Genomic DNA, 21,399 nt, shown 5'->3' with positions numbered 1-21,399 from the left:
ATCCATGACGTTAATCTCTTAATATTCTGCGAAATAATCGCTAGTTGACCGGTCCGGTGAGCTTTTCGCCCGGGCCCTTGCCTGGCGCATCCGGGATCAATGATGCTTCGCGGAAGGCGAGCTGAAGGCTTCGCAGACCGTCACGCAGTGGTGCCGCGTGCTGTGATCCAAGCTCCGGTGCACCCGCGGTGACTAGGCCAGCCAGAGCGGTAATTAGCTTGCGAGCTTCATCAAGATCCTTCAGCTCATCGGCGTCATCACCTTCTGCCAGTCCGCATTTGACCGCGGCCGCGCTCATCAGGTGAACTGCGGCGGTGGTGATGATCTCTACTGCTGGAACTTCTGCGATGTCGCGCATCTGCTGCTCGACGGCGTGCTGCTGCGAGTTGGTGTCTTCGGTACTCATACTGCTAAGCTTGTCACAGACCGACTCAATACAGGTACTTGAGAGCGTCCGGTATCCGGATGATGTCACCAAGAGATCAGTGTTGAGCCATGCAAGTGGAGGCCAGCTCCCACCCGCAGTAGCCGCTTAGGCTTCCGGGTAATTCGGCAGGATATTTATGAGTATCCGGAAATAGTTTTACGGGGAAATATCGTAAAGCTATTGTGTCGTCTATCTTTTGGCCTTCGCCTGCACTTCGCAGACGGGGGCCTTCTTCATTTGCGAGTAAGTGACTTACGAAAATCAGGAGTGACACATCAGCGATCCACGCATTAATGAGCGCATTCGCGTGCCAGAGGTACGTCTCGTCGGCCCCAATGGTGAGCAGGTAGGAATCGTCCGCATCGAGGACGCACTCCGACTCGCTGTCGAGTCCGATCTGGACTTGGTCGAGGTGGCACCGACCGCCAAGCCTCCTGTATGCAAACTGATGGACTTCGGCAAGTTTAAGTACGAAGCCGCTGTCAAGGCTCGTGAAGCTCGTAAGAACCAGACCAACACGATCCTGAAGGAAGTTCGCTTCCGCCTGAAGATCGACACCCACGACTACGAGACCAAGGTCGGCCACGCACTGCGCTTCTTAGGCGCAGGCGACAAGGTCAAGGCCATGATCCAGTTCCGTGGACGTGAGCAGCAGCGCCCAGAGATGGGCATTCGCTTGCTAGAAAAGTTTGCAGCAGACGTAGCAGAGGTCGGGCTCGTAGAGTCCACACCTCGCATCGATGGCCGAAACATGGTCATGGTTGTCGGTCCGCTGAAGAACAAGGCAGAGGCTCGCCGCGAACAGCAGCAGAAGTCGGGTGGCCGGGAAAGCGCGAAGCGCAAGATCCGCACCGACGCCCCAGAAGAGACCGAGGGTCAGAACGTCGCAGCAGCGATGGACGATGAAGCTCTCGCGAAGCTGGAGCAGGCTCGCAACGCGGCTGAAGGCGAAGCCTAGCCCAAGCATGTTGGGCCTCCGGGCCCGTCATCGGAAACGGTGAAGGATCTTCCTTGCGAAGGTCCAACTACAAGAGAACAGCAGCGGTCACCTTGCCAAGAGGCCCGCTTCGGATGATCCCCACAGATCTCACGATTTATGTGGAGCACGTTAGGAGAACGGCAGCTATGCCGAAGTTCAAGACTCACAGTGGCGCCAAGAAGCGCTTCAAGCTGACTGGTAGCGGCAAGCTCAAGCGCCAGCAGGCCAACCGTCGTCACTACCTGGAGCACAAGTCCTCGCGCGTCACGCGCCGCCTGGCTTCTGACCAGCTGGTAGCTAAGGCCGATGTGAAGACCATCAAGCGGATGCTGGGCCTCTAAGCTCTCCCTTTCGCAATTCGGGGAAGCACAACCCCAACAACCATAGATTTCGCTTTCACCTGGTTATCCCGGGTGGGAGGAACTGACTTGAAGGAGTACACACGTGGCACGTGTGAAGCGGGCAGTAAACGCCCATAAGAAGCGTCGCGTCGTTCTGGAACGCGCAAAGGGTTACCGCGGTCAGCGTTCGCGCCTGTACCGTAAGGCCAAGGAGCAGCTGCTCCACTCGTTCGTTTACAGCTTCAACGACCGCCGTAAGCGCAAGGGCGACTTCCGTCGCCTGTGGATCCAGCGTATCAACGCTGCATCCCGCGCCAACGGCCTGACCTACAACCGTCTGATCCAGGGCCTGAAGGCCGCTGAGGTCGAGGTTGACCGTCGCATGCTCTCCGAGCTGGCTGTTTCGGACTCGAACGCTTTCGCTACCTTGGTCAAGGTTGCAAAGGACGCTCTTCCGGCAGATGTCAACGCTCCTCGCGGCGCAGAAGCACCAGCTTCCGCACCAAAGGCTGCCAAGGCTCCAAAGGCCGCAGCTGCACCAGCAGCCAAGAGCGTCGAAGGCGAAGGCGTGATCAAGGCCGTTGAAGGCCAGGACGCACCAGAAGGCTTCGTCATCAAGGGCAACGCCGGATCGAACAAGTACCACGTCCCAGGCTCGACCTGGTACGAGCAGACCGAGGCCGAGTTCTGGTTCAACTCGACCGAAGCTGCCAAGGGCGCAGGCTTCGAGCCAGCTGGTGGAGAATCCCGCCAGCAGATGAAGTAAATCCGTTTCTCCCTTTGAGCTAAGCCTCAGGTAGGACAGATCACACCATCGGGTGGGTGCCGCACATAGTGCGGAACCCACCCTTCGGTGCTTCTACCGGTATTCTCGAATAATGACGAGCTTTCCCCCAGACGTGATGTCCAATCCGCGCGCCGACCGAGTCAAGGCGGTCGCCCGCCTGGCCCACCGCAAGGGCCGTGAGGCAACCGGCGAATTCCTTGCCGAAGGCCCGCAAGCGGTCCGCGAGGCGCTGGTGGCGCACCGTTCCAACGACCAGCTGGTCCAAGAGGTTTACGTGGTCCCGGGTTTCCTGGAGCGCCACGAAGAATTTACGGCTTTGCTCGACGCGGCCAAGGTGCGCACCTATTTTGTCACCGGCGATGTCATCTCGGCGATGGCGGATACGAAGAACCCGCAAGGCATCCTCGCGGTCGTCGCAATGTCCCAGCCGCAGCTTCCCGAGGTGCTGGCCAGCAACCCCAAGCTGATCGCGGTGCTCTGCCGAATTCAGGATCCGGGCAATGCCGGAACCATTCTGCGTGCCGCCGATGCGGCGGGTGCCGACGCGGTGATCCTGACCAAGGACAGCGTCGACATCTACAATCCGAAGGCCGTTCGCTCCACCGTCGGCTCGCTCTTCCACTTGCCGGTGCTCAGCGACGTCGACCTCGACGAATTCATCGTTGCCGCCGGGGAACGCCTGCAAGTGCTCGCGGCCGATGGCTACGCTGCCCACAACCTGGACACTCTGCAGGATGCGGCGGTACTGCGCGCGGGGAGTGGAGCCGATCTGCCTGAGCATGAACCGGTGCTCGAGCGGCCCACCATCTGGCTCTTCGGCAATGAGGGGCAGGGGCTCGACGAGCGGGAAAAGGACCTGGCCGGGCACAAGGTCGCGGTGCCGCTCTATGGGGTGGCCGAATCGCTGAACGTGAGCACCGCCGCGACGGTTTGCCTGTATGCCTCGGCCCGCGCCCAACGCTAAAGCCCAAGGAACACCTCCATGAATCTGAAACAGATCGTCGCCGTAGCCATCGTCGATAGCTTCGCCTCGCCGACAAAAATGCTGGCCGCCCGGCGCAACCGCCCGGCAGTCTTGGCCGGCCTTTGGGAGTTTCCCGGTGGCAAGGTCGAACCGGGGGAGTCGGATATCGAGGCGGTGCATCGAGAGCTGCGCGAGGAGCTCGGCGTGCAGCTGACGCTCGGCGCCGAAATAACCGGCCCGCTCACGCAGGGCTGGGCGCTGAACGAACAGGCCGCCATGCGGGTCTGGTTCGCCACCATCAGCTCCGGCACCCCCGACACGCTCGATGGGCACGACCAATTGGCCTGGCTGGCTCTGGACGAATCGCTGGGCACCGCGGTGCCGTGGATCGAAGCGGACGCTCCGATCGTCGCCGCCTGCCTGGCTCAAGCCCATGCAGGGCGCGCGCTCTAAACCGCGTAAGCTGGAACAAGTGCCCAGTGTCGGCAAAATGTAGATAATCAATCAATAAACTTGAGGAGCAATCCGAGTGAAGAGACTTCTTGGCGTTCTCGCGCTGGTATTTACCGCAATCCTGGCCTTGTCCGGATGCGTCAACATGAACGCTGAAGTCAATGTGACCGGTGCCGATCAGGCCACCGGTGCGCTGCAGGTCACCACTCATCAGGAAAACCTGCAGGGCCAGCCCTTCGAAGACGTGCTGGCCAGCCAGCTGAATACCGATGAACTGGATCAGATCCTCGGCGAGCAGTGGAGCTACACCACCGTCGACGACGGGGAGAACGTCGGACTGCGTTTCGAAACCGTCGGCAAGATGAACTTCGTCCAGCTGCAGGATGCCTTCAATACCTTCGGCTTCCCGATCTCGCTGACCGACAAGGGCGGCGAATTTGAGTTCTCCATGCCCGGTGCCGGAGAAGTCGTGGTCAACGAACAGTTCACCGAGGCAAATCTGGTAGTCAGCTTCCCGGGCAAGGTTGTTTCGCACTCTGCGGGCGAGATCGAGCACCACTCGGTAGCCTTCGATATGATGGCCGGCGCCGAGGAATACAAGGCCACCGGCAGCGCCAACTACGCGTTGTTCTACTCGGTGATCTTCGGCGGCGCCCTGCTGGTGCTCGTGCTGATCATTGTCCTGGCCTTTGCGCCGAAGGGTGCCAAGGACCCGAGCGGCCACTAAGCGAATCGTAAGCATCTTCACGGCCCGGGCCCGTCATCGTTGAAACGTTGGCGGGCCCTAGCCAATAGAATAGGAACCAAGAGTTCCACGAGCGAAGAGAAGGATCGATCGATCCCATGTCTGATCAGACAACCCAAGAGGCAACGGAAACGGACCAAAGCGTCCCGCATCCGACCGATGAAGCAGGCATCAACGCCGCGGTCCAGGCGGCACTAGCAGCCATCGAGACCGCCGGCGACCTGACCGAACTAAAAGACGCACGGCTGGCTCACACCGGGGAGAAGTCCGCGCTGTCGCTGGCCAACCGCCAGATCGGCAAGCTGGACAAAACCGAGAAGGCCGTAGCCGGCAAGCTCGTCGGTGGCGCCCGCGGCCGCGTCAACAAGGCCCTGGCCGCGCGCACCGAAGTGCTCGAAGAAGCCGAAGCCGCCCGCATCCTGATCGAGGAAACGGTCGATGTCACCGCCGCGCCGCGGCGCCGCCGTGCCGGCGCCCGCCACCCGCTCTCGGTCCTGCAGGACCGCGTCTCGGACATCTTCGTCGGCATGGGCTGGGAAATCGCCGAAGGCCCCGAGGTGGAATCCGAATGGTTCAACTTCGACGCGCTGAACTTCAAGCCGGACCATCCTGCCCGCGAGATGCAGGACACCTTCTTCATCGAGCCCGCCGACGCGCACCTGGTATTGCGCACCCACACCTCCCCGGTGCAGGTCCGCTCGATGCTGGAGCGCGAGGTGCCGGTCTACGTGCTCTGCCCGGGACGCACCTTCCGCACCGATGAGCTGGACGCCACGCACACCCCGGTCTTCCACCAGTTCGAAGGACTGGCCGTGGACAAGGGCCTGACCATGGCCGATCTGCGCGGCACACTGGAGCACTTCGCCCGCCAGATGTTCGGCGCCGAGGCACAGATCCGCCTGCGCCCGGCTTACTTCCCGTTCACCGAGCCGAGCGCCGAGCTCGATATCTGGCACCCGGGCGCCAAGGGCGGACCGCGCTGGATCGAGTGGGGAGGCTGCGGCATGATCAACCCGAATGTGCTGCGCGCCGCCGGCATCGATCCGGAAGAGTACTCCGGCTTCGCCTTCGGCATGGGCATCGAGCGCACGCTCATGTTCCGCAACGACGTTCCCGACATGCACGACATGATCGAGGGCGACGTCCGTTTCAGCCAGCACTTCGGGATGGAGATCTAGGTTATGCGTATTCCGCTTTCATGGCTGCGCGAGTATGCGCAGGTACCGGCCGATGCCTCGGCCGAAGACATCATGGCAGACCTGGTCAAGGTCGGCCTCGAGGAAGAGGACGTGCACCGTCCCTCCGACACCCTGTCCGGCCCGATCGTCGTCGGCCAGGTGCTCTCCCTGGTTAAGGAGGAGCAGACCAACGGCAAGACCATCAACTGGTGCCAGGTCCGCGTGGTTCCAGAAGGCCAGGAGCAGCCGCTGACCGGCAAGGGCATCGAGCCATCCGGGGTGCAGGGCATCATCTGCGGCGCGCACAACTTCGTGGAGGGCGACAAGGTTGTTGTCACCCTGCCCGGCGCGGTGCTGCCCGGGGACTTCAAGATCACCCCGCGCAAGACCTACGGCCACGTCTCGGCCGGCATGATCGCCTCTTCCCGCGAGCTGGGCATCGGCGAGGACCACGACGGCATCATGGTGCTCTCCACCCTGGGCTTGGACCCGGAGCTGGGCACCGACGTCATGGAGCTGTTCGGGCTGACCGACCAGGCCGCCGAGATCAATGTGACCCCGGACCGCGGCTACTGCTTCTCGATCCGCGGCGCCGCCCGCGAGTACGCGCTGGCCACCGGCACCTCGTTCACCGACCCGGCCACCACCGTGAAGGTCACCCCGGCCGCCGAGGCCGGGCACCGGGTCGTGCTGGAAGACAGCGCCCCGATCTACGGCGTGCCAGGCTGCACTCGCTTCGTAACCCGCGAAGTCACCGGCGTCGACCCGAGCCGTCCGACCCCGCGCTGGATGGCTTCGCGCCTGCAGCTGGCCGGCATGCGCTCGATCTCGCTGATCGTGGACATTTCGAACTACGTGATGCTCGAACTCGGCGCGCCGCTGCACTTCTACGATGCGGACAAGCTCACCGGAGCCATCACCGTGCGCCGGGCGAACCCCGGGGAGAAGCTCACCACCCTGGATGCCAAGGAGCGCGAACTGCACGTGGAGGACCTGCTGATCACCGATCAGTCAGGGGCCATCGGCATCGCCGGCGTCATGGGCGGGGCCACCACCGAGGTCAGCTCTGAGACCGGCCGCGTGCTGATCGAGGCCGCGCACTTCGACGCGGTCTCCATCGCCCGCTCGCGCCGCCGCCACAAGCTGCCCTCGGAAGCTTCCAAGCGTTTCGAGCGCGGAGTTGACCCGCAGGTGATGCAGATCGCCGCACAGCGTGCCGTGGACCTGCTGGTCGAGCTCGCCGGCGGCACCGAGACCGCGCGGGTCACCGACGCCGGCGAAATCCCGGCGGCCACGGTGATCGAATTGCCGGCCGGATACGCCGAACGCCTGATCGGGGTGCCGTACACCGACGCGCAGACCATCGAGGCGCTGGAAGGCATTGGTGCGTCCGTCGTGCAGAACGCCGCCGGTTTTGCGGTCACCGCACCGAGCTGGCGCCCTGACCTGGCGATCAAGGAAGACCTGGTCGAAGAGGTCGCCCGCGTGGTCGGCTACGACCAGATCCCCGCGACCCTGCCGGTGGCCCCTCCGGGCCGCGGCCTGACTCGCGCCCAGTCCCAGCGCCGCCGCCTCCTGCAGGGCCTGGCCGACTTCGGACTGACCGAAATCCTGTCCTACCCGTTCGTCTCCGCAGCGCAGAACAACACCTTCGGCGCACCGGTGGCCGGAACCACGGTCGACGCGGTGACCCTGGCCAACCCGATCTCCAAGGAATTCCGTTTCCTGCGCACCTCGATGCTGCCGGGCCTGCTGGACACCGCACGGCGCAACCTGGGCCGCGGATTCCGCGACCTGGCCCTCTACGAGGGCGGCTTGGTGTTCCTGCCGGGCGAACGGCTGGGCTCTTCGGTGCTGCCTCCGCTGGGCGTGAAGCCAAGCGATGAGGTACTTGCCGAGCTGTTCGGCGGGGTGCCGGAGCAGCCGTGGCATGTGGCCGCGGTCTTCACCGGCCACGAGGCCGCCGCAGGCGTCGGGTTCACCCCGCGCGCCTGGGACTGGGCCGACGCGCTGGATACCGCACGCACGATCGCGGACCTGCTCGGATCCCCGCTGGAGATTGCCCAGGGCAGCCACCAGGCCTTCCACCCGGGCCGCGTCGCGGCACTGAAGCTCAACGGAGAAGTCATCGGCTACGCCGGTGAACTGCACCCGCAGCTGCTCAAGGACGCCGATCTGCCGGCCCGCACGGTCGCCATGGAGCTGAACGCCACCGCACTGATGGCCGCCGCTCCCGCCGTGGTCGTCGCACAGCACCTGTCCACCCAGCCGCTGGCCACTCAGGATGTCGCGCTGATCGTGGACGAGCACGTTGTCGCCGGAGACGTGCTGCGCACCCTGCGCGAAGGCGCCGGTGCCCTGCTCGAAGACATCGCCCTATTCGATGTCTACCAGGGCAAGGGCATCGAGGACGGCAAGAAGTCGCTGGCTTTCGGGCTGCGCTTCCGCTCCGAGGATCGCACGCTGACCGCCGATGAAGCCTCCGAGGCGCGCGCCGCCGCGGTGGCCCTGGCTACCGAGAAGTTCGGCGCCACCCAGCGTTAAGCCAGGCATAGCACGCCCAACGCCCCGAGAGATCCGCAGCCCGCGGAAATCTCGGGGCGTTTGCCGTTTCCGGATGAAAAATGGGTGAACAGGCCGAAAGTTTCTGCCGTTGTCCCGGCCGAAGCCGGCGCGTACCGATAGAATTAGCGTTTATGGCAGACTCGGAAGGCGGTATCCCATGGGCTCACGCGTAGCTTCGCGCCTCGGCGCCGTCTTGCTGATCCTGGTGCTCGGCATCGCGGCGGTGGCCGTAGCGGTATTCCTGGCGATGGGAGCGGTCACCATGATCCAACGAGGCGCCGGCGTGCATCTGGATGATCCACCCACACCTACGATGGAGTGGGAAGAAGAATCCCACCGGCCCTTGGGGCCACGCGCCACGCTTCCCGGAGACGAGCTCGGATCCTAGACCCCCGATGGATTAGCCGCCGGCCCCGGCTTGAATGGCCAGGATTCCCGCGGCGAGCAGGCCCGCAATGAGCGAAGTGGCCCCGACCGCGATCAGCCAAGCTAGCTTGCTGGGCTTTTGCGGGTCCTTGCCGATGACGCTGAGGAAAAATCCCGCCGGCATCAAGATTGCGGCAACTGGTACGCCGAGCCGAGCCACAGAGCCGAAGAAGTTCTCCGTGGCGAAATGATCGGTGTAGGGAAGCAGCGCCAGGGCGAGCACGAGCAGCACGCCGGCATGCGCGTGCCCGGCACGAAACCAGGACTTCTGCAGCTCATTGGCGTACAGCGCACCGGTGGTGATCCTGAGCAGCAACTGCCCGCCGGTGGTCACCACGATCAGCGACAGCAAAAGAATTCCGGCGAGCATGAGGGTCTCTGCTTCCATCAGGATGCCTTCCTTCGTATTGTTGGACGCGGCATGGGACCTACGCCTCCCAGCATAGGCAGAGCCGCCGCATCTGGATAGGGCAGCGGAGCCAGCCAAGATCCCGCATCGCAGCTTCTGCGCGTGAGCTCGTGAAACGGGGCCCACGAAGCGAGCGGTGGGCAGCTTAGCCCTCGCGACGGCGGGCCGCGGAGCGTCACATAGGATCCGCTAAACCGCGAATTGCTAGGCTCAGAGAATGATCCTGGAACACGCAATACTTCCTGTCCGACAAGGTCGGGAAGCAGAATTCGAGGCCGCCTTCGCCGAGGCGCGAAAGCTGATCGAGTGCCAACCGGGGTTCGCGAACTTGGAGCTATCGCGTTCGATCGAATCCCCGGGAGACTATCTGCTGCTGGTGCGCTGGGTGTCGGTTGCGGCCCACACCGAGGGCTTTCGCCGTTCGCCGGAATACCAGCGGTGGAAGCAGGCGCTGCATCACTTCTACGAGCCGTTCCCCGTCGTTGAGCATTTCACCACGGTCGTCGCCAGCGGATTCGACGCGTCCGGCCACGCGGAATGATGGCACCATGAGTCTTGAGCTGCCCGTTGCGGTGCGCGCCTCGGCATTGTCCGGGATCCGCCGGTTCACCAAGCGCCGCTTCCGCTATTTCAACTACGCGCTGCGCTACCGAGACGGGCGCGAGGTATCCGATCTGGGATCGATCGAATTCGGCAAGCTGATGCAGGGGCACCGCTACCCGGCGGACACGCATTGCGTGCGCAACGGGGCCGAGCGGCACTGCCCCGAGAGCGGCGATGGGGTCTGGGTGGATTATCCGTACGGGAATCCGCTGCCCTCATAAAGCATGCCGTCGCGCTCCGGAGGGGCCTAGCCTTCGGGTTCGTAGCCGATCAGCCAGTGCAGTCCGAAGCGGTCCACAACCTGCCCGTCGGTCGCGCCCCACGGCTTAGCCGCGAGCGGATCGATCACCACGCCATCCTGCGCGAGCTGGTCGAACCAGCCGTGCAAAACCTCCGGGGCCGCGGTTCCCAGCAGCGAAAGCATCAGCCCCTGCATGGCCACGGACTTTTCCCCTTCGGCGGCGTCCGCCCCGAAGAGGGTGACCACGCCGTCGAGCATGCCGTGGGCGATCGCCTCGCCGGCGCCATCTGCGCGGGAGAATTCCGCGTAGCTGAATAGCGAGAGCTTGCCGCCGAAGATCTGCGCGTAGCGGCCCAAGGCTTCCCGGGCGGTGCCGGGGAAGAGCACATAGGGCGCGGGCGCCGCAGCCCGCCGTACGGTTTCGGCGGGATCGGCCATGATCGTTCCTTCGCGCTGGGAATTCCGCCGGCATCCGGCGGTGGTGTTTGTCGGTTGCCCCAGCGTAGTGCCGGCTGCGGCCGAGGCACAAGGGCCGGCGCTAGAACTCCTCGCCGTGGTTGATAACCCGCGCCGCGCGGCCGACGATCTTCGGGTCCGGGGTGCCGACCAGCTCGTGGTCCTTGCCCTTGTATTCGAAGAGGTTCAGCACGTGGCGCATCGCCTGCAACCGGGCGCGCTTCTTGTCGTTGGACTTCACCACCGTCCACGGGGCGTGCTCGGTATCGGTCTTCAAGAACATCTGCTTCTTCGCGGCCGTGTAATCATCCCACTTGTCCAGCGAAGCCAGGTCCATGGGGGAGAGCTTCCACTGGCGCACCGGGTCGATCCGGCGAATCGTGAAGCGGGTCAGCTGTTCGCCGGCGGAGACGGAGAACCAGAATTTCACCAGGTCGATGCCCTCCTCGACGAGCAGCCGCTCGAAATGCGGGGTCTGCTCCAGGAAATGCTCCACCTGGTTTTGCGTGGAGAACCCCATCACGCGTTCCACCCCGGCGCGGTTGTACCAGGACCTGTCAAAGAGCACGATCTCCCCGGCCGTCGGGAAATGCTCGATGTAGCGCTGGTAGTACCACTGGCTGGATTCGCGCTCCGTCGGCTTTTCGAGCGCGACAACACGAGCGCCGCGGGGGTTCAGATGCTCGGCGAACCGCTTATCGTGCCGCCCTTGCCGGCGGCATCGCGGCCCTCAAAAACGATCATCAGCCGTCGACCATGCACCTTGAGCCACTTTTGCAGCTTCAGCAGTTCGATCTGCAACGCTCGCTTCTCCGCGTCGTAGGTGACACGGTCCATCTTGGCCTCGTACGGGTAGTCTTCCCGCCAAGTGTCCACGATGCTCCCGTCGGCGCGAACTAAGACCGGGTCGTCGTCGTCATTGTCCAAAACCGAATATCCGTGGAAAGCCTCTTCGAGGAGGGGGAGTTCAACCGTCATGGCCCCAGCCTAATTTTTGCCGGTTAACACAATATGAACAATTGGGAAACCAGAGCTTGAAAAGGGAAGATGTGATTAAAACTCTTTGGCGGGTAGGAGAAAGAACTAATCGTGCTGCAGGGCGCGAACTTCGAGGCGGGGCTCCAAGGCGAATCCCGGTAGTGCTCGCCGTCGGACGCTCGATGAGCCGATCGAATGTTCTTGTATGCCCCGGTGTCCAGGGCCCGCGGGGAGCACGCTCCGGTCTGCTCGCGATGCTCTTATTTCTTACCCTCGCAGCTACCTGATTTTACGGCGATAGATCAGGTTCGCCAGCGAGTACGCGATCACTAGGATTCCCAGCAGCCAGGCCAGCGCCACCCAGATTTCTTGTCCAACTGGCTGCCCGGAAAATAAGTCCCGAAGTGTGTCAACGATGGAGGTCACCGGCTGGTGTTCGGCGAACCAGGCCACCGGAGAGGGCATCGAGGCGGTAGGCACAAAAGCGGAACTGATGAATGGGGCGAAGATCAACGGGTAGCTGAACGCGCTGGCCCCATCTACGGTCTTCGCGCTCAGCCCTGCGATGACCGCGAGCCAAGTCAACGCCAAGACGAAGAGCACCAGAATCCCCACTATCGCCAACCAGCCCCCGATCGAGGCTTGGGAGCGGAAGCCCATCAGCAGCCCCACCCCGATGACGATGGCGATCGATACCAGGTTTGCGAGCAGCGAGGTGAAGACATGCGCCCACAACACGCTGGATCGGGAGATCGGCATGGATTGGAAGCGTTCAAAGATGCCGCCTTGCAAGTCCAGGAACAGCCGGTAGGCGGTATACGCAATACCCGAGGCAATGGTGATCAGCAGGATCCCGGGTAACAGGTAGTTGATGTAGGAGCCATCGGTGCCGGTATTAATTGCACCTCCGAGCACATAAACGAACAACAGCATCATGGCGATCGGGGTGATCGCTGTGGTGATGATCGTGTCGGGACTGCGCAGGATATGACGCAGCGAGCGTCCGGTGAGTACGCCGGTGTCGTGCAGGGCGTGGGCGGTCATGACGGCTCCTGATCCGGGGCGCCGACCAGAGCGAGGAACACGTCCTCCAAGGAAGGCTGCTTCTCCACATATTCAACGTGGGCCGGCGGCAGCAAGTCCTTGAGCTGGCCAAGGGTCCCGTTTTGAATGATGATTCCCCGGTGCAAGATCGCGATACGATCCGCCAGCTGTTCGGCCTCATCGAGGTACTGCGTGGTCAGCAGCACGGTAGTTCCGTCCGCGGCGAGCCGGCGTACGGTGTCCCAGACCTCCAAGCGTGCCTGCGGATCCAAGCCGGTGGTTGGCTCGTCCAAGAAAATGATGTGTGGATTCCCAATCAGGCTCATCGCAATGTCTAGCCGGCGACTCATTCCACCGGAATAGGTCGCGGCCTTCCGGTCGCCAGCTTCGCTGAGCGCAAACCGTTCCAACAGCTCCTTGGCATGCTGGCGAGGGTGTTCCAGATGACGCAGCTGCGCCATCAATACTAGATTTTCGCGGCCGCTGAGCACCGGATCGATGGCGGCGAATTGACCGGTCAGGCTGATCGTTTCGCGGACCTGGTGCGGCTGGGCGGCAATATCAAAACCGGCGACGCTCGCGCTGCCCGCATCTGCGGTCAGCAACGTGGAAAGTATCCGCACGAGTGTGGTTTTCCCGGCGCCGTTCGAGCCGAGTAATGCGAGGATCTCTCCGGGATTTACCTCCAGGTCAATTCCGCGGAGCACTTGGAGATCCTTATATGATTTTTTCAGCCCGCGGACGCTGATTGCGGTGCGCGCACCTTCGGTGTTCATGACTCTTCGCTTCGTTTCGCGTCCTGAACTGCCTTGATCAGCCGGGCGCGTTCTTTGTCGATCCATTGTTTTCCTCCGTAGGACTGAGTGAAGTTTTCAGCGAATTCCACTGGGTCCTCGCCAACAACTTCACTGAGCGGAAGCCGGTCGATGGAGGCTCGCTCCCACAGGTCAGCGTGGTCGATGAACATCTGCACGATGGTGTCCCCGTCGGTGATACCGCCGAAATACATGAAGTAGCGATTCAACGCCGTAGCTGTTGTGCGGTAGGGCTCGGGCAGGGCGTCCAAGCGGGCCTTGGCATCCTTGTACTGCTTTTTCTGCTGCAGCTGGCCGGTGAGAACTTCGTACCATTTGGTACTCATGAGGATTTTCCTTCTGCGTGGTTGGTGTAATTTGTGTGCAATGCTTCGATGCGTTCGGAGAGGAAGAACCAGCTCTTCCAGAACTCTTCGAGGTAATCGCGGCCCATCGCGTTCAAGGTGTAGACCTTGCGCGGTGGCCCCTTTTCCGAGGGCACCTTTTCCACGTCTACCTGGCCGCGTTTCTCCAAGCGGATCAGCAGGGCGTAGACGGTTCCTTCGACGATGTCGCTGAGCCCTTTGCCGCGCAGCCGTGCGGTGATTTCGTATCCGTAGGCCGGGGACTCATCCAAGATCGCCAAGACGATCCCCTCCAGGGTGCCCTTGAGCAACTCGGTCATCTGCTTTGCCATAGAGGCCTTCCAAACGCTATCTAGTGATAATGACTACCAGTAGATAGTATCGCCGACTACTGGTAGATGGCAATACCGAATAGCGAAGTTTTTGGCACGCAGAATCCGAAGATGCAACCGGGTAGACTCATGGAGCATTGCGCAACTGCGCTTAAAGAAACGAACCGCCGAGAAGACTCGACGGTTCGCAGGTGGTGCTCTATGCGACGCGCTAGCGTGGGAAAACCGGCAGCTGCAGGTCGTACAGCCACGGCCGCAGCAGGGCGGGGACATCCAGTGCGTCGGGGGCGAAACCCTGGGCGTGCGCGATGAACGCCTCGGTGTCCACGTGCCCGTGGCTTCGGGCAGCCACCCACTCCTTGAGCATCGCGTAGAAGGTTTCGGTGCCTAGCTCTCCGAGCAGCGCGAACAGCGCCATCGCGCCACGCTTGTACACGCGGTCATCGAACATGTCCTTGGCCCCCGGATCCCCGATGGCCAAATCCTGGTCCTGCCCGTCGAGCAGCTCCCAGGCCAGCCGGGCACGTTCGGCCATGGGCATAACCCCGGCGGCTTCGGAATACAGCCACTCGCTGAAGCAGGCGAAGCCCTCGTGCAGCCAGATGTCCTTCCAATGCTTCAGGGTCAGCGAGTTGCCCCACCACTGGTGGGAGAATTCGTGGGCGATCAGGCGCTGCGCCTCCCAATCCATGGACAGGTGGTTCAGCCCGAAGATGCTCAGCCCCTGGGCCTCGAGCGGGATCTCCAGCTCGTCGTTGACCACCACGATCTTGTAGCTCTCGAAGGGGTACGGGCCGAAGTGCCGTTCGAAGACCTCTGCCATCTCGGTCTGTTTGCCGAAGGCCCCGCGGACCTTCAGATCCATGCCGGGCACCGCATAGGCCACCAGATGCCGCTCCTCGTCGAAGGGGATCTCCGAATAGCGGCCGATCTGCAAGGTAGCCAGGTAGCTGGTCATCGGTTCGCGCTGCTCGTAGACCCAGGTGTCACGGCTGGCGGCGCGTGAATGGTTGATCAGTTCGCCGTTGGCCACTGCCCGGTAGCCGGCGTCGGTGGCGATGGAGAAGCGGTAGGTGGATTTGTGGCTCGGGTGGTCGTTGCAGGGGAACCAGGTCGCCGCGCCGGTCGGCTGACCGGAAACGAGCACCCCATCGGTCAGCTCTTCCCAGCCGACCTCGCCCCAGATACCGTTCTGCACCCCGGGGTTGCCTGCATAGCGCAGGGTCAACTCGGTGCGCTCGCCGGCGGCCAAGCGGCTCGGCAGCTGCACCTCGATGCGGTGGTTGCGCTTGGAGACCTGGGCCTTTTTGCCTTGGCAGGTGGCCTTCAGCACGCGCAGCCCGTGCAGGTTCAATTGCACGGTGTCCAAGTCCTGGAGCGCGCGCAGGTGCAGCACCGCCTTGCCTTCGAGCAGGTTGCTGGCGAGCTTGCAGGTCAGTTCCAGGTCGTAGTGGTCCACGGTGTACGCGGCCGAACCGTGGTGCTTGGTGTATTCATCCAAGATCTTCTGGGGCATCCGGCGCGGTCCTATACTGTCTGTGATTCGTCGGGCGTGATGTTCCAGCGTACCGCCGGATTGCCGCGCCAGTAGGTATTTGCTGGCAGCACCTCGCCGCGCAGCACCAGCGAAGCCGGTCCGGTGGTGGTGCCATCGGAGATCTTCGCAGCCGGCAGGATGACGCTGTGCGGGCCGAGCGTGGCACCGGCCCCGAGGGTGACCGTGTCAATGGACATGATGCGGTCGTGGAACAGGTGGGTCTGCAATACGCTGCCGCGGTTCACCGTCGCGTGATCTTCCAAGGTGACCAGATCTGCCTCCGGGAACCAGTAGCTTTCACACCACACCCCGTGCCCGATCTTTGCGCCCTGCGCGCGCAGGAACCAGACCAGCGCCGGGGTGCCGGAGGCCAGACGCGCAAACCACTGGGCGCAGACCAGCTCCACAAAAGAGTCGACCATTTCGGTACGCCAGATGAACGAGCTCCACAGCGTGTGTTCGCCCGGGCGGATCACCCCGACCACCAGCCATTTGGCGGCCAACGCGGTGAATGCGGCGAGAGCTCCGGCCAAGACCAGTACCGCGCCGGAGAGCAGTGCGGCGGACAGCGGGTTCACGTGGGTCACCAGCGCGGACAGCGCCCAGAGCACTCCGGCGGCGATGCCGACCGTGGTGAATACCGCCAGGCAACGGGAGAGCTCCCAGGCCGCACGCATGACCTTGAGCTTCATCGGCGGCTGGTAGGTGCGCTCGGATTCGGCATCCACCGTGGTGCGGCGCAGCTTATGCGGGGGAGATCCGATCCAGGAAGTTCCGGCCTTCATCTTCCGTGGGGTCGCCGAAAGCACCGCAATCAGCGAACGCTTGGGCACCCGGCGGCCGGCATGCAAGATGCCGGAGTTGCCGAGGAACGCCTTTTTGCCTACGCGCACCGGGGCGATGTGCATCCAGCCGCCGCCCAATTCGTAGGAGGCGACCATGGTGTCATCGGCCAAGAACGCGCCCGAGGCGATGGTGGTCATCTTCGGGATCAGCAGCACCGTGGAGATTTCCACGTCACGGCCCACCTTGGCGCCGAGCAGCCGCAGCCACACCGGGGTGAACAATGAAGCGTAGAGCGGGAAGAGCGCATCGCGGGCGGTATCCAGCACGCGTTCGGTCGCCCACGCCTGCCAGCCGACCCGGGAGGTGACCGGATGCCAGCCTTCGACCAGGCCAATGGACAGCAATCGCACCTCGACGATGATCAGCGCCATCATGGACAGGAACCACACCAGCGCGGCGAGCAGCACCGCGGGGAGGAACTTCCAGCCGATCGAGGTCAGCGATTCCTCGGCACGCAGCATCGGGGCCACCGCCAGCACCGCCAATACCACCGGCAGCCACTGCAAGAGGTTCAGCAATATCGAACCGGCCGCGCCCAGTACGCGCGGAAGGAGGCGGTACGCGGGTACTGCTTCGGGCCAGCGAGGTTTGGCGCGCCCCTCGCGGACGGCCGGGGACCCGGCATAGCGCGAGTTCTCGCGGGTTTCGCCGTAGACGGCGGATCCGGCTTCCACGATGGTCTGCGCGGCCACAACCGCGCCGGGGAGCAGCGTGGAGCGGGCGCCGACGGAGGCGAAGTCGCCGACGCTCACGTGGCCCACGTGCACCTGGTCGCCGTCGATCCAGTAGCCGGAGACATCGACCTCGGGCTCCAAGGTGGCCCCCGGTCCGACGGTGAGCATTCCGGTCACCGGAGGAAGCGTGTGCATGGTGGCGGATTTGTCGATATTTGCGCCCAGCATGCGCGCATACCAAGGCAGCAGCGGAGCGCTGGCCAGGGAAATCGGATCCACCACGTCGGAAATGTGCTGCGCCAGCCACAAGCGCAGGTGCATCGAGCCCGAACGCTGATAGGTTCCCGGTTGCAGCCCGCGCAGCAAGAGCTTGCTGGCCAGGATCGAGAGCCCCATGCGCCCGGCCGGGGTCACGAAGATCAGCCAGGAGGCGAGAATCGAATACCACGGAATCGGCAGCTGCGCTTCGAGGATTCCCACGCTGAGCAGGAACCAGTGACCGAGCATCAGGTAGGTGAACCAACGCAGGCCGGAGAGGATGAACAGCGGCACCGCGAGCAGCGTCTGGGTGATTTGGGTGATGCGCTTGGTGCGCTTGACGATGCGAGGCTCGATGACCTCGTCGTTGACCTGCTGTCCGCCGAGGTATTCCACCAGCGCGCCGAAGCGCGGGTAGTCGTAGAGCTCGGCGACCGTCAGGTCCGGGTAGCGGGCGCGCAAAGCGGAGACCAGCTGGGCTGCCGAGAGCGAGCCGCCGCCGGAGCCGAAGAAGTCGGCATCGGCGCTGGAGGCCGCCATGCCGAGCGCGCCCTTCCAGGTCCGGGCCACGAAGTCGCCGGTCTCATCCAACCCGGTCAGCTCCTCGCCGGGCTGCTCGGATTCGGTCCCCGCCAGCGGCCACGGCAGCGCGTTGCGGTCCACCTTGCCACTGGTTTTCATCGGCATGCTGTCCACCACGGTGAGCAGCGGCACCATCGCCGCGGGCAGATCCTTGAGCAGTTCGGTGCGTGCGGCATCCAGGTCATAGTCCGCGTCGGCGGCCAGATAGCCGACAAGCAGCTTGTTTCCGGTACTGGTTTCGCGCACCGCCACCGCGGCGCTGGACACACCGTCGAGCGAGTTCAGCGCCGCGTCGATTTCGCCCAGTTCGATGCGCCGGCCACCGATCTTCACCTGGTCGTCCACGCGTCCGATGAAGACCAGTCCCAGCCGGTCATTGACCACCACGTCGCCCGAGCGGTAGGCGCGGTCCCAGCCCAGGGTGGGCATGGGCGCGTACTTCTCGGCGTCTTTTTCCGGGTCCAGATAGCGGGCCAGGCCCACCCCGCCGATGATCAGCTCCCCGGTTTCGCCTTCGGCGACGGGGATCCCCTCGGCGTCCACTACCGCCAGGTCCCAGCCGGCCAGCGGCAGGCCGATGCGCACCGGCAGGCTGCCGTCCATGGTGGCGCCGCAGGCCACCACGGTGGCCTCGGTCGGGCCATAGGTGTTCCACACCTCGCGGCCCGCGGTGGCCAGACGTCCGGCAAGCTCCGGCGGGCAGGCTTCGCCGCCGAAGATCAGCAGGCGCACGGACTCCAGCGCCTGCGACGGCCACAGGGCGGCGAGCGTGGGCACCGTGGAGACCGCGGTAATGGAGCGGGAGATCAGCCACGGGCCCAGATCCATGCCGCTGCGCACCAGCGCCCGCGGGGCGGGAACCAGGCAGGAGCCATTGCGCCAGGCGATCCACATCTCCTCGCAGGACGCATCGAAGGCCACCGACAGTCCTGCCAGCACACGGTCCGAGGTGTTCAGCGGGTCTTCGGGCAGGAACATTTGAGCTTCGGCATCCACAAAGGCGGCGGCCGATCGGTGGGAGACCGCCACTCCCTTGGGCTTGCCGGTGGAGCCGGAGGTGAAGATGATCCACGCGTCGTCATCCAGCTGCGGCGCGCGCGGGTTCGGGAAGGGGGCGGGGCGATCGGCGGAAACCACGATCTCCTCCAGGCCCTTCACGATGCCGGCGACCTCGGCCTCGGTGAAAACCACCTTCGCCCGCTCATCCGGATCGTCCGCGTCGACCGGTACATAGGCGGCACCGACCCAGAGAATCGCGAGGATCCATTCGTAGAGCTGGCGGGTGCCCGAGGGGACGCGCACGCCGATCCGGTCCCCGGCACCCAGCCCGTGTTCATGCAGGGCGCGGGCCTTCGCCTTGACCTCTTCGATCAGGTCCGCGTAGCTTTCGCTGCGTTCGCCGTCGTCAATGGCCGGCGCGTCGGGATGCGCCGTGGCGGTGACCTGCAGAATGTCGATGAGGGTGCGCTCGGCAGGAGCTAGCGCACCCGAAGGGAACTGGGGCGAGTGGAGCCCAGGCTCCTCGGTCTTTGAACTATTTACGGAGTCCATACTTGGCGGATCCGTCCCTTCACTAAAGTGTCATGCACAAGTGGTTCGAGCGCTCAGGGGGAGTGAACTCTCGGAAAAGGGGGTACGGATCCTGGAGGGGGATCGGACGTTGCGACGTCCATAACTCATTAAATACCCTCGGACCGCTTACCGGGAAGTTGAAGGGGCAATTGGTCGCTGGAATCACAGTGCTGCTCCTCCTGGCAGCGCGCCGCGGCGTTCCGCGGGCTGCGCAGCTACCCCGTGCCGGCCGTTAGGATGGAGCTATTGGCCTAACGTTCGGAATAATTCGCATCATCTGTCTGGGAGGAATTCTCCATGCGCCAGCTCAAGTCTCCACGCCGTGCACTCGCCGCGGCGGCCGCCGCCACGCTGCTGTTCCTCGCCGTGCCGCCCGCGGCGCAGGCGGAGGGAACCAGCCTGGATTCGATCACCATCGATGACACCGCGAACGTGCTCAACGAGCAGAAGCTGCGCGACGCAGTGGGCCAGATCGACTTCAACGAGCCCACCAAGGTCGCCGTGTATTCGCGCGAAGGCCAGTACGCGGATGACATCAACACCGAGACGCTGCGCCACGCCCGCAGCGCGCACCCCGAATGGATCTCGCAGGCCCCCGAGGACTACGGCGACTACTGGGCCGATGGTTACTTCATCATCACGCTGTCCGTGGAGGGCCCTGGGGATGGCCAGATCGGGACCTACTTCGGCGAAGACCGCAAGGTATCCGACTCTCAGATGCGCTCGATCCACGAGGCAGGCTCCGAGGATTTTAACCAGGCCCGCTGGTCCGACGGAATTATCGCCGTCGCCACGCGCGGCGCGAACATCATCAACCGCCCCTGGTATCGGCATCCGGCGCTCGGCTGGACCGTAGGGCTGGGGAGCCTGGGCGCCATTGGAGGTACCGGCATAGCGCTCGCGGTGCGTTCGGGGCGGCGGAAGAGTTTCGCCGAGCAGCTGGAATCGGGCAGCGCGCACCTGACCAATGTGACCATGGAACTGGATGCCACCGAACTATCCGCGCGCACCTTGCCTGGCGACTCGCACCACGCCGCGGAGCTCGAACGCCGTTTCGCCGACTTTGCCGCCACCTACCGCGCTTGCTTCACCACGCAGCAAGAGCTGGCGCAGGCGAGCAAGAAGCTGCGTTCAAGCGGCCCCGGGGTGGCCCGCGCCAAGGAATTCCACGCCAGCGCCCAGGCCTTGGACCTCACCGACGATGCGATCAACGACGCCGCGGCCCTCTACACCCGCGGCGCCGCGTGGGAGGATGCCTGGCGCCGCCAAACCGCACCCCTGCTCGAAGACCTGGCCGAGCTGCCCGCGCTGATCGAAGAGGCGCCGGAAGAGCTGCAGGCCGCAGCCGCCGCGCTGGATTCCTACTCCTTCAGCGCACAACGGGCCGTAGCAGATCTGGGCAACGAGCTGAAGGCCGAAAAGCTCGACGTGGATACCGCCCTTGATCAGTTGTCCGAACTGCGCAGCCAGCTCACCGAACGGCTCGATGCCTACGCCAGCGCGCAGGTCGAGGTCTATGCGTCGAGCGCCGAAGAGAAGCAGGAGATGCACGAAGCGCTGCGCCACTCCCGCTACGACAGCACCGGCGCGAGCCGTTCGGGATCCATTCTCGATGTGATCTACCCGGCTTCGATGTTCTGGCGGGTGAACTCCTACCACGCAGGGTACGCCACCGGGGTCAACGCGGTGGACACCTCCCGGGAGGCCGCCAGCTCCTCGGGCGTCTCCCACGGCTATTCCGGCGGCGGCAGCTTCTCCGGCGCCGGGGGATCCTCGCGATTCTAGATGTTATTCCGGCCATGTTGGACTGCGAGAGCTTCAAAACCAAGCAATCAGCTGTATC

At 63.8% G+C, this 21,399-nt stretch carries 21 protein-coding genes and 1 pseudogene; 12 read left to right on the top strand and 10 right to left on the bottom strand.

Annotation, left to right across the window (positions count from 1 at the left end):
* Positions 1-40: 40 nt before the first annotated feature.
* On the bottom strand, positions 41-406 hold the full coding sequence (locus ACT3UA_RS08270) for a DUF1844 domain-containing protein (RefSeq protein ID WP_096288056.1): 366 nt from the start codon (positions 404-406) through the stop codon (positions 41-43).
* A 328-nt stretch (positions 407-734) separates the two neighbouring features.
* Between ACT3UA_RS08270 and infC the strand changes: the two genes are divergently transcribed.
* The 9 genes from infC (at position 735) to ACT3UA_RS08225 (ending at position 8,827) form a co-directional block, all read left to right on the top strand.
* Positions 735-1,385 (top strand): translation initiation factor IF-3, encoded by a 651-nt coding sequence (gene infC, locus ACT3UA_RS08265; protein ID WP_374954800.1) that lies wholly within the window; start codon positions 735-737, stop codon positions 1,383-1,385.
* Between the two features lie 167 nt (positions 1,386-1,552).
* Entirely contained in the window at positions 1,553-1,747 is a 195-nt protein-coding gene (gene rpmI / locus ACT3UA_RS08260) for a 50S ribosomal protein L35 (RefSeq protein ID WP_096288052.1), read from the top strand.
* A gap of 103 nt (positions 1,748-1,850) precedes the next feature.
* A complete protein-coding gene (gene rplT / locus ACT3UA_RS08255) occupies positions 1,851-2,513 on the top strand; it encodes a 50S ribosomal protein L20, sunset domain variant (RefSeq protein WP_096288050.1) in 663 nt (220 codons plus the stop codon).
* A 112-nt stretch (positions 2,514-2,625) separates the two neighbouring features.
* Entirely contained in the window at positions 2,626-3,498 is an 873-nt protein-coding gene (locus ACT3UA_RS08250) for a TrmH family RNA methyltransferase (protein WP_096288048.1), read from the top strand.
* Positions 3,499-3,516: 18 nt separating this feature from the next.
* On the top strand, positions 3,517-3,951 hold the full coding sequence (locus ACT3UA_RS08245) for a (deoxy)nucleoside triphosphate pyrophosphohydrolase (RefSeq protein WP_096288046.1): 435 nt from the start codon (positions 3,517-3,519) through the stop codon (positions 3,949-3,951).
* 76 nt (positions 3,952-4,027) lie between these two features.
* Positions 4,028-4,678, top strand: coding sequence for an LppM family (lipo)protein (locus ACT3UA_RS08240; protein WP_096288044.1), 651 nt, complete (start codon positions 4,028-4,030; stop codon positions 4,676-4,678).
* Positions 4,679-4,794: 116 nt separating this feature from the next.
* Entirely contained in the window at positions 4,795-5,874 is a 1,080-nt protein-coding gene (locus tag ACT3UA_RS08235; RefSeq protein WP_096288042.1) for a phenylalanine--tRNA ligase subunit alpha, read from the top strand.
* A gap of 3 nt (positions 5,875-5,877) precedes the next feature.
* Complete coding sequence (gene pheT, locus ACT3UA_RS08230; protein WP_096288040.1) at positions 5,878-8,418, top strand: phenylalanine--tRNA ligase subunit beta; 2,541 nt, start codon at positions 5,878-5,880, stop codon at positions 8,416-8,418.
* A 178-nt stretch (positions 8,419-8,596) separates the two neighbouring features.
* Entirely contained in the window at positions 8,597-8,827 is a 231-nt protein-coding gene (locus tag ACT3UA_RS08225) for a hypothetical protein (protein ID WP_096288038.1), read from the top strand.
* Between the two features lie 12 nt (positions 8,828-8,839).
* Here ACT3UA_RS08225 and ACT3UA_RS08220 read toward each other — a convergent pair whose 3' ends face one another.
* Entirely contained in the window at positions 8,840-9,253 is a 414-nt protein-coding gene (locus ACT3UA_RS08220; RefSeq protein WP_096288036.1) for a hypothetical protein, read from the bottom strand.
* Positions 9,254-9,491: 238 nt separating this feature from the next.
* Between ACT3UA_RS08220 and ACT3UA_RS08215 the strand changes: the two genes are divergently transcribed.
* Positions 9,492-9,815 carry an antibiotic biosynthesis monooxygenase family protein gene (locus ACT3UA_RS08215; RefSeq protein ID WP_096288034.1) on the top strand — a complete coding sequence of 108 codons (324 nt, stop codon included), beginning with the start codon at positions 9,492-9,494 and terminating at the stop codon, positions 9,813-9,815.
* A gap of 7 nt (positions 9,816-9,822) precedes the next feature.
* Entirely contained in the window at positions 9,823-10,098 is a 276-nt protein-coding gene (locus ACT3UA_RS08210; RefSeq protein WP_096288032.1) for a hypothetical protein, read from the top strand.
* Positions 10,099-10,124: 26 nt separating this feature from the next.
* Here the strand turns inward: ACT3UA_RS08210 and ACT3UA_RS08205 are convergent, their stop codons facing one another.
* From ACT3UA_RS08205 to ACT3UA_RS08170, 8 genes and pseudogenes are all read right to left on the bottom strand, one after another.
* Complete coding sequence (locus tag ACT3UA_RS08205; RefSeq protein ID WP_444615944.1) at positions 10,125-10,556, bottom strand: VOC family protein; 432 nt, start codon at positions 10,554-10,556, stop codon at positions 10,125-10,127.
* 100 nt (positions 10,557-10,656) lie between these two features.
* A pseudogene (gene ppk2, locus ACT3UA_RS08200) lies at positions 10,657-11,552 on the bottom strand (polyphosphate kinase 2).
* A 279-nt stretch (positions 11,553-11,831) separates the two neighbouring features.
* Positions 11,832-12,596: an ABC transporter permease gene (locus tag ACT3UA_RS08195; RefSeq protein ID WP_096288026.1), complete on the bottom strand. Its 765-nt coding sequence runs from the start codon at positions 12,594-12,596 to the stop codon at positions 11,832-11,834.
* On the bottom strand, positions 12,593-13,372 hold the full coding sequence (locus ACT3UA_RS08190; protein WP_096288024.1) for an ABC transporter ATP-binding protein: 780 nt from the start codon (positions 13,370-13,372) through the stop codon (positions 12,593-12,595). The genes ACT3UA_RS08195 and ACT3UA_RS08190 overlap by 4 nt, the downstream gene beginning before the upstream one ends.
* The gene (locus ACT3UA_RS08185; protein WP_096288022.1) at positions 13,369-13,737 is read right to left on the bottom strand and encodes a DUF1048 domain-containing protein; all 369 of its coding nucleotides are present in this window, start codon (positions 13,735-13,737) and stop codon (positions 13,369-13,371) included. The genes ACT3UA_RS08190 and ACT3UA_RS08185 overlap by 4 nt, the downstream gene beginning before the upstream one ends.
* Positions 13,734-14,087, bottom strand: a complete 354-nt coding sequence (locus ACT3UA_RS08180; protein ID WP_096288020.1) for a PadR family transcriptional regulator — start codon at positions 14,085-14,087, stop codon at positions 13,734-13,736. The genes ACT3UA_RS08185 and ACT3UA_RS08180 overlap by 4 nt, the downstream gene beginning before the upstream one ends.
* A gap of 211 nt (positions 14,088-14,298) precedes the next feature.
* Positions 14,299-15,603 carry a M1 family metallopeptidase gene (locus ACT3UA_RS08175; RefSeq protein WP_096288018.1) on the bottom strand — a complete coding sequence of 435 codons (1,305 nt, stop codon included), beginning with the start codon at positions 15,601-15,603 and terminating at the stop codon, positions 14,299-14,301.
* A gap of 11 nt (positions 15,604-15,614) precedes the next feature.
* Complete coding sequence (locus ACT3UA_RS08170) at positions 15,615-19,535, bottom strand: Pls/PosA family non-ribosomal peptide synthetase (protein WP_444615940.1); 3,921 nt, start codon at positions 19,533-19,535, stop codon at positions 15,615-15,617.
* 318 nt (positions 19,536-19,853) lie between these two features.
* Between ACT3UA_RS08170 and ACT3UA_RS08165 the strand changes: the two genes are divergently transcribed.
* Positions 19,854-21,341: a DUF5129 domain-containing protein gene (locus ACT3UA_RS08165; RefSeq protein WP_444615938.1), complete on the top strand. Its 1,488-nt coding sequence runs from the start codon at positions 19,854-19,856 to the stop codon at positions 21,339-21,341.
* Positions 21,342-21,399: the final 58 nt, after the last annotated feature.

The organism is Glutamicibacter sp. 363, assembly GCF_052379505.1.
Lineage (GTDB): Bacteria > Actinomycetota > Actinomycetes > Actinomycetales > Micrococcaceae > Glutamicibacter.
The sequence above is the reverse complement of the archived record's forward strand: the minus strand, read 5'-3'. Positions and strand labels throughout refer to the sequence as shown.

Bases quoted from the DNA above. Each gene is read 5' to 3' on its own strand.
- ACT3UA_RS08270 (WP_096288056.1), bottom strand. From the start codon at position 406: ATGAGTACCGAAGACACCAACTCGCAGCAGCACGCCGTCGAGCAGCAG.
- rpmI (WP_096288052.1), top strand. From the start codon at position 1,553: ATGCCGAAGTTCAAGACTCACAGTGGCGCCAAGAAGCGCTTCAAGCTG.
- ACT3UA_RS08250 (WP_096288048.1), top strand. From the start codon at position 2,626: ATGACGAGCTTTCCCCCAGACGTGATGTCCAATCCGCGCGCCGACCGA.
- ACT3UA_RS08245 (WP_096288046.1), top strand. From the start codon at position 3,517: ATGAATCTGAAACAGATCGTCGCCGTAGCCATCGTCGATAGCTTCGCC.
- ACT3UA_RS08235 (WP_096288042.1), top strand. From the start codon at position 4,795: ATGTCTGATCAGACAACCCAAGAGGCAACGGAAACGGACCAAAGCGTC.
- pheT (WP_096288040.1), top strand. From the start codon at position 5,878: ATGCGTATTCCGCTTTCATGGCTGCGCGAGTATGCGCAGGTACCGGCC.
- ACT3UA_RS08225 (WP_096288038.1), top strand. From the start codon at position 8,597: ATGGGCTCACGCGTAGCTTCGCGCCTCGGCGCCGTCTTGCTGATCCTG.
- ACT3UA_RS08220 (WP_096288036.1), bottom strand. From the start codon at position 9,253: ATGGAAGCAGAGACCCTCATGCTCGCCGGAATTCTTTTGCTGTCGCTG.
- ACT3UA_RS08215 (WP_096288034.1), top strand. From the start codon at position 9,492: ATGATCCTGGAACACGCAATACTTCCTGTCCGACAAGGTCGGGAAGCA.
- ACT3UA_RS08210 (WP_096288032.1), top strand. From the start codon at position 9,823: ATGAGTCTTGAGCTGCCCGTTGCGGTGCGCGCCTCGGCATTGTCCGGG.
- ACT3UA_RS08205 (WP_444615944.1), bottom strand. From the start codon at position 10,556: ATGGCCGATCCCGCCGAAACCGTACGGCGGGCTGCGGCGCCCGCGCCC.
- ACT3UA_RS08195 (WP_096288026.1), bottom strand. From the start codon at position 12,596: ATGACCGCCCACGCCCTGCACGACACCGGCGTACTCACCGGACGCTCG.
- ACT3UA_RS08190 (WP_096288024.1), bottom strand. From the start codon at position 13,372: ATGAACACCGAAGGTGCGCGCACCGCAATCAGCGTCCGCGGGCTGAAA.
- ACT3UA_RS08185 (WP_096288022.1), bottom strand. From the start codon at position 13,737: ATGAGTACCAAATGGTACGAAGTTCTCACCGGCCAGCTGCAGCAGAAA.
- ACT3UA_RS08180 (WP_096288020.1), bottom strand. From the start codon at position 14,087: ATGGCAAAGCAGATGACCGAGTTGCTCAAGGGCACCCTGGAGGGGATC.
- ACT3UA_RS08175 (WP_096288018.1), bottom strand. From the start codon at position 15,603: ATGCCCCAGAAGATCTTGGATGAATACACCAAGCACCACGGTTCGGCC.
- ACT3UA_RS08170 (WP_444615940.1), bottom strand. From the start codon at position 19,535: ATGGACTCCGTAAATAGTTCAAAGACCGAGGAGCCTGGGCTCCACTCG.
- ACT3UA_RS08165 (WP_444615938.1), top strand. From the start codon at position 19,854: ATGCGCCAGCTCAAGTCTCCACGCCGTGCACTCGCCGCGGCGGCCGCC.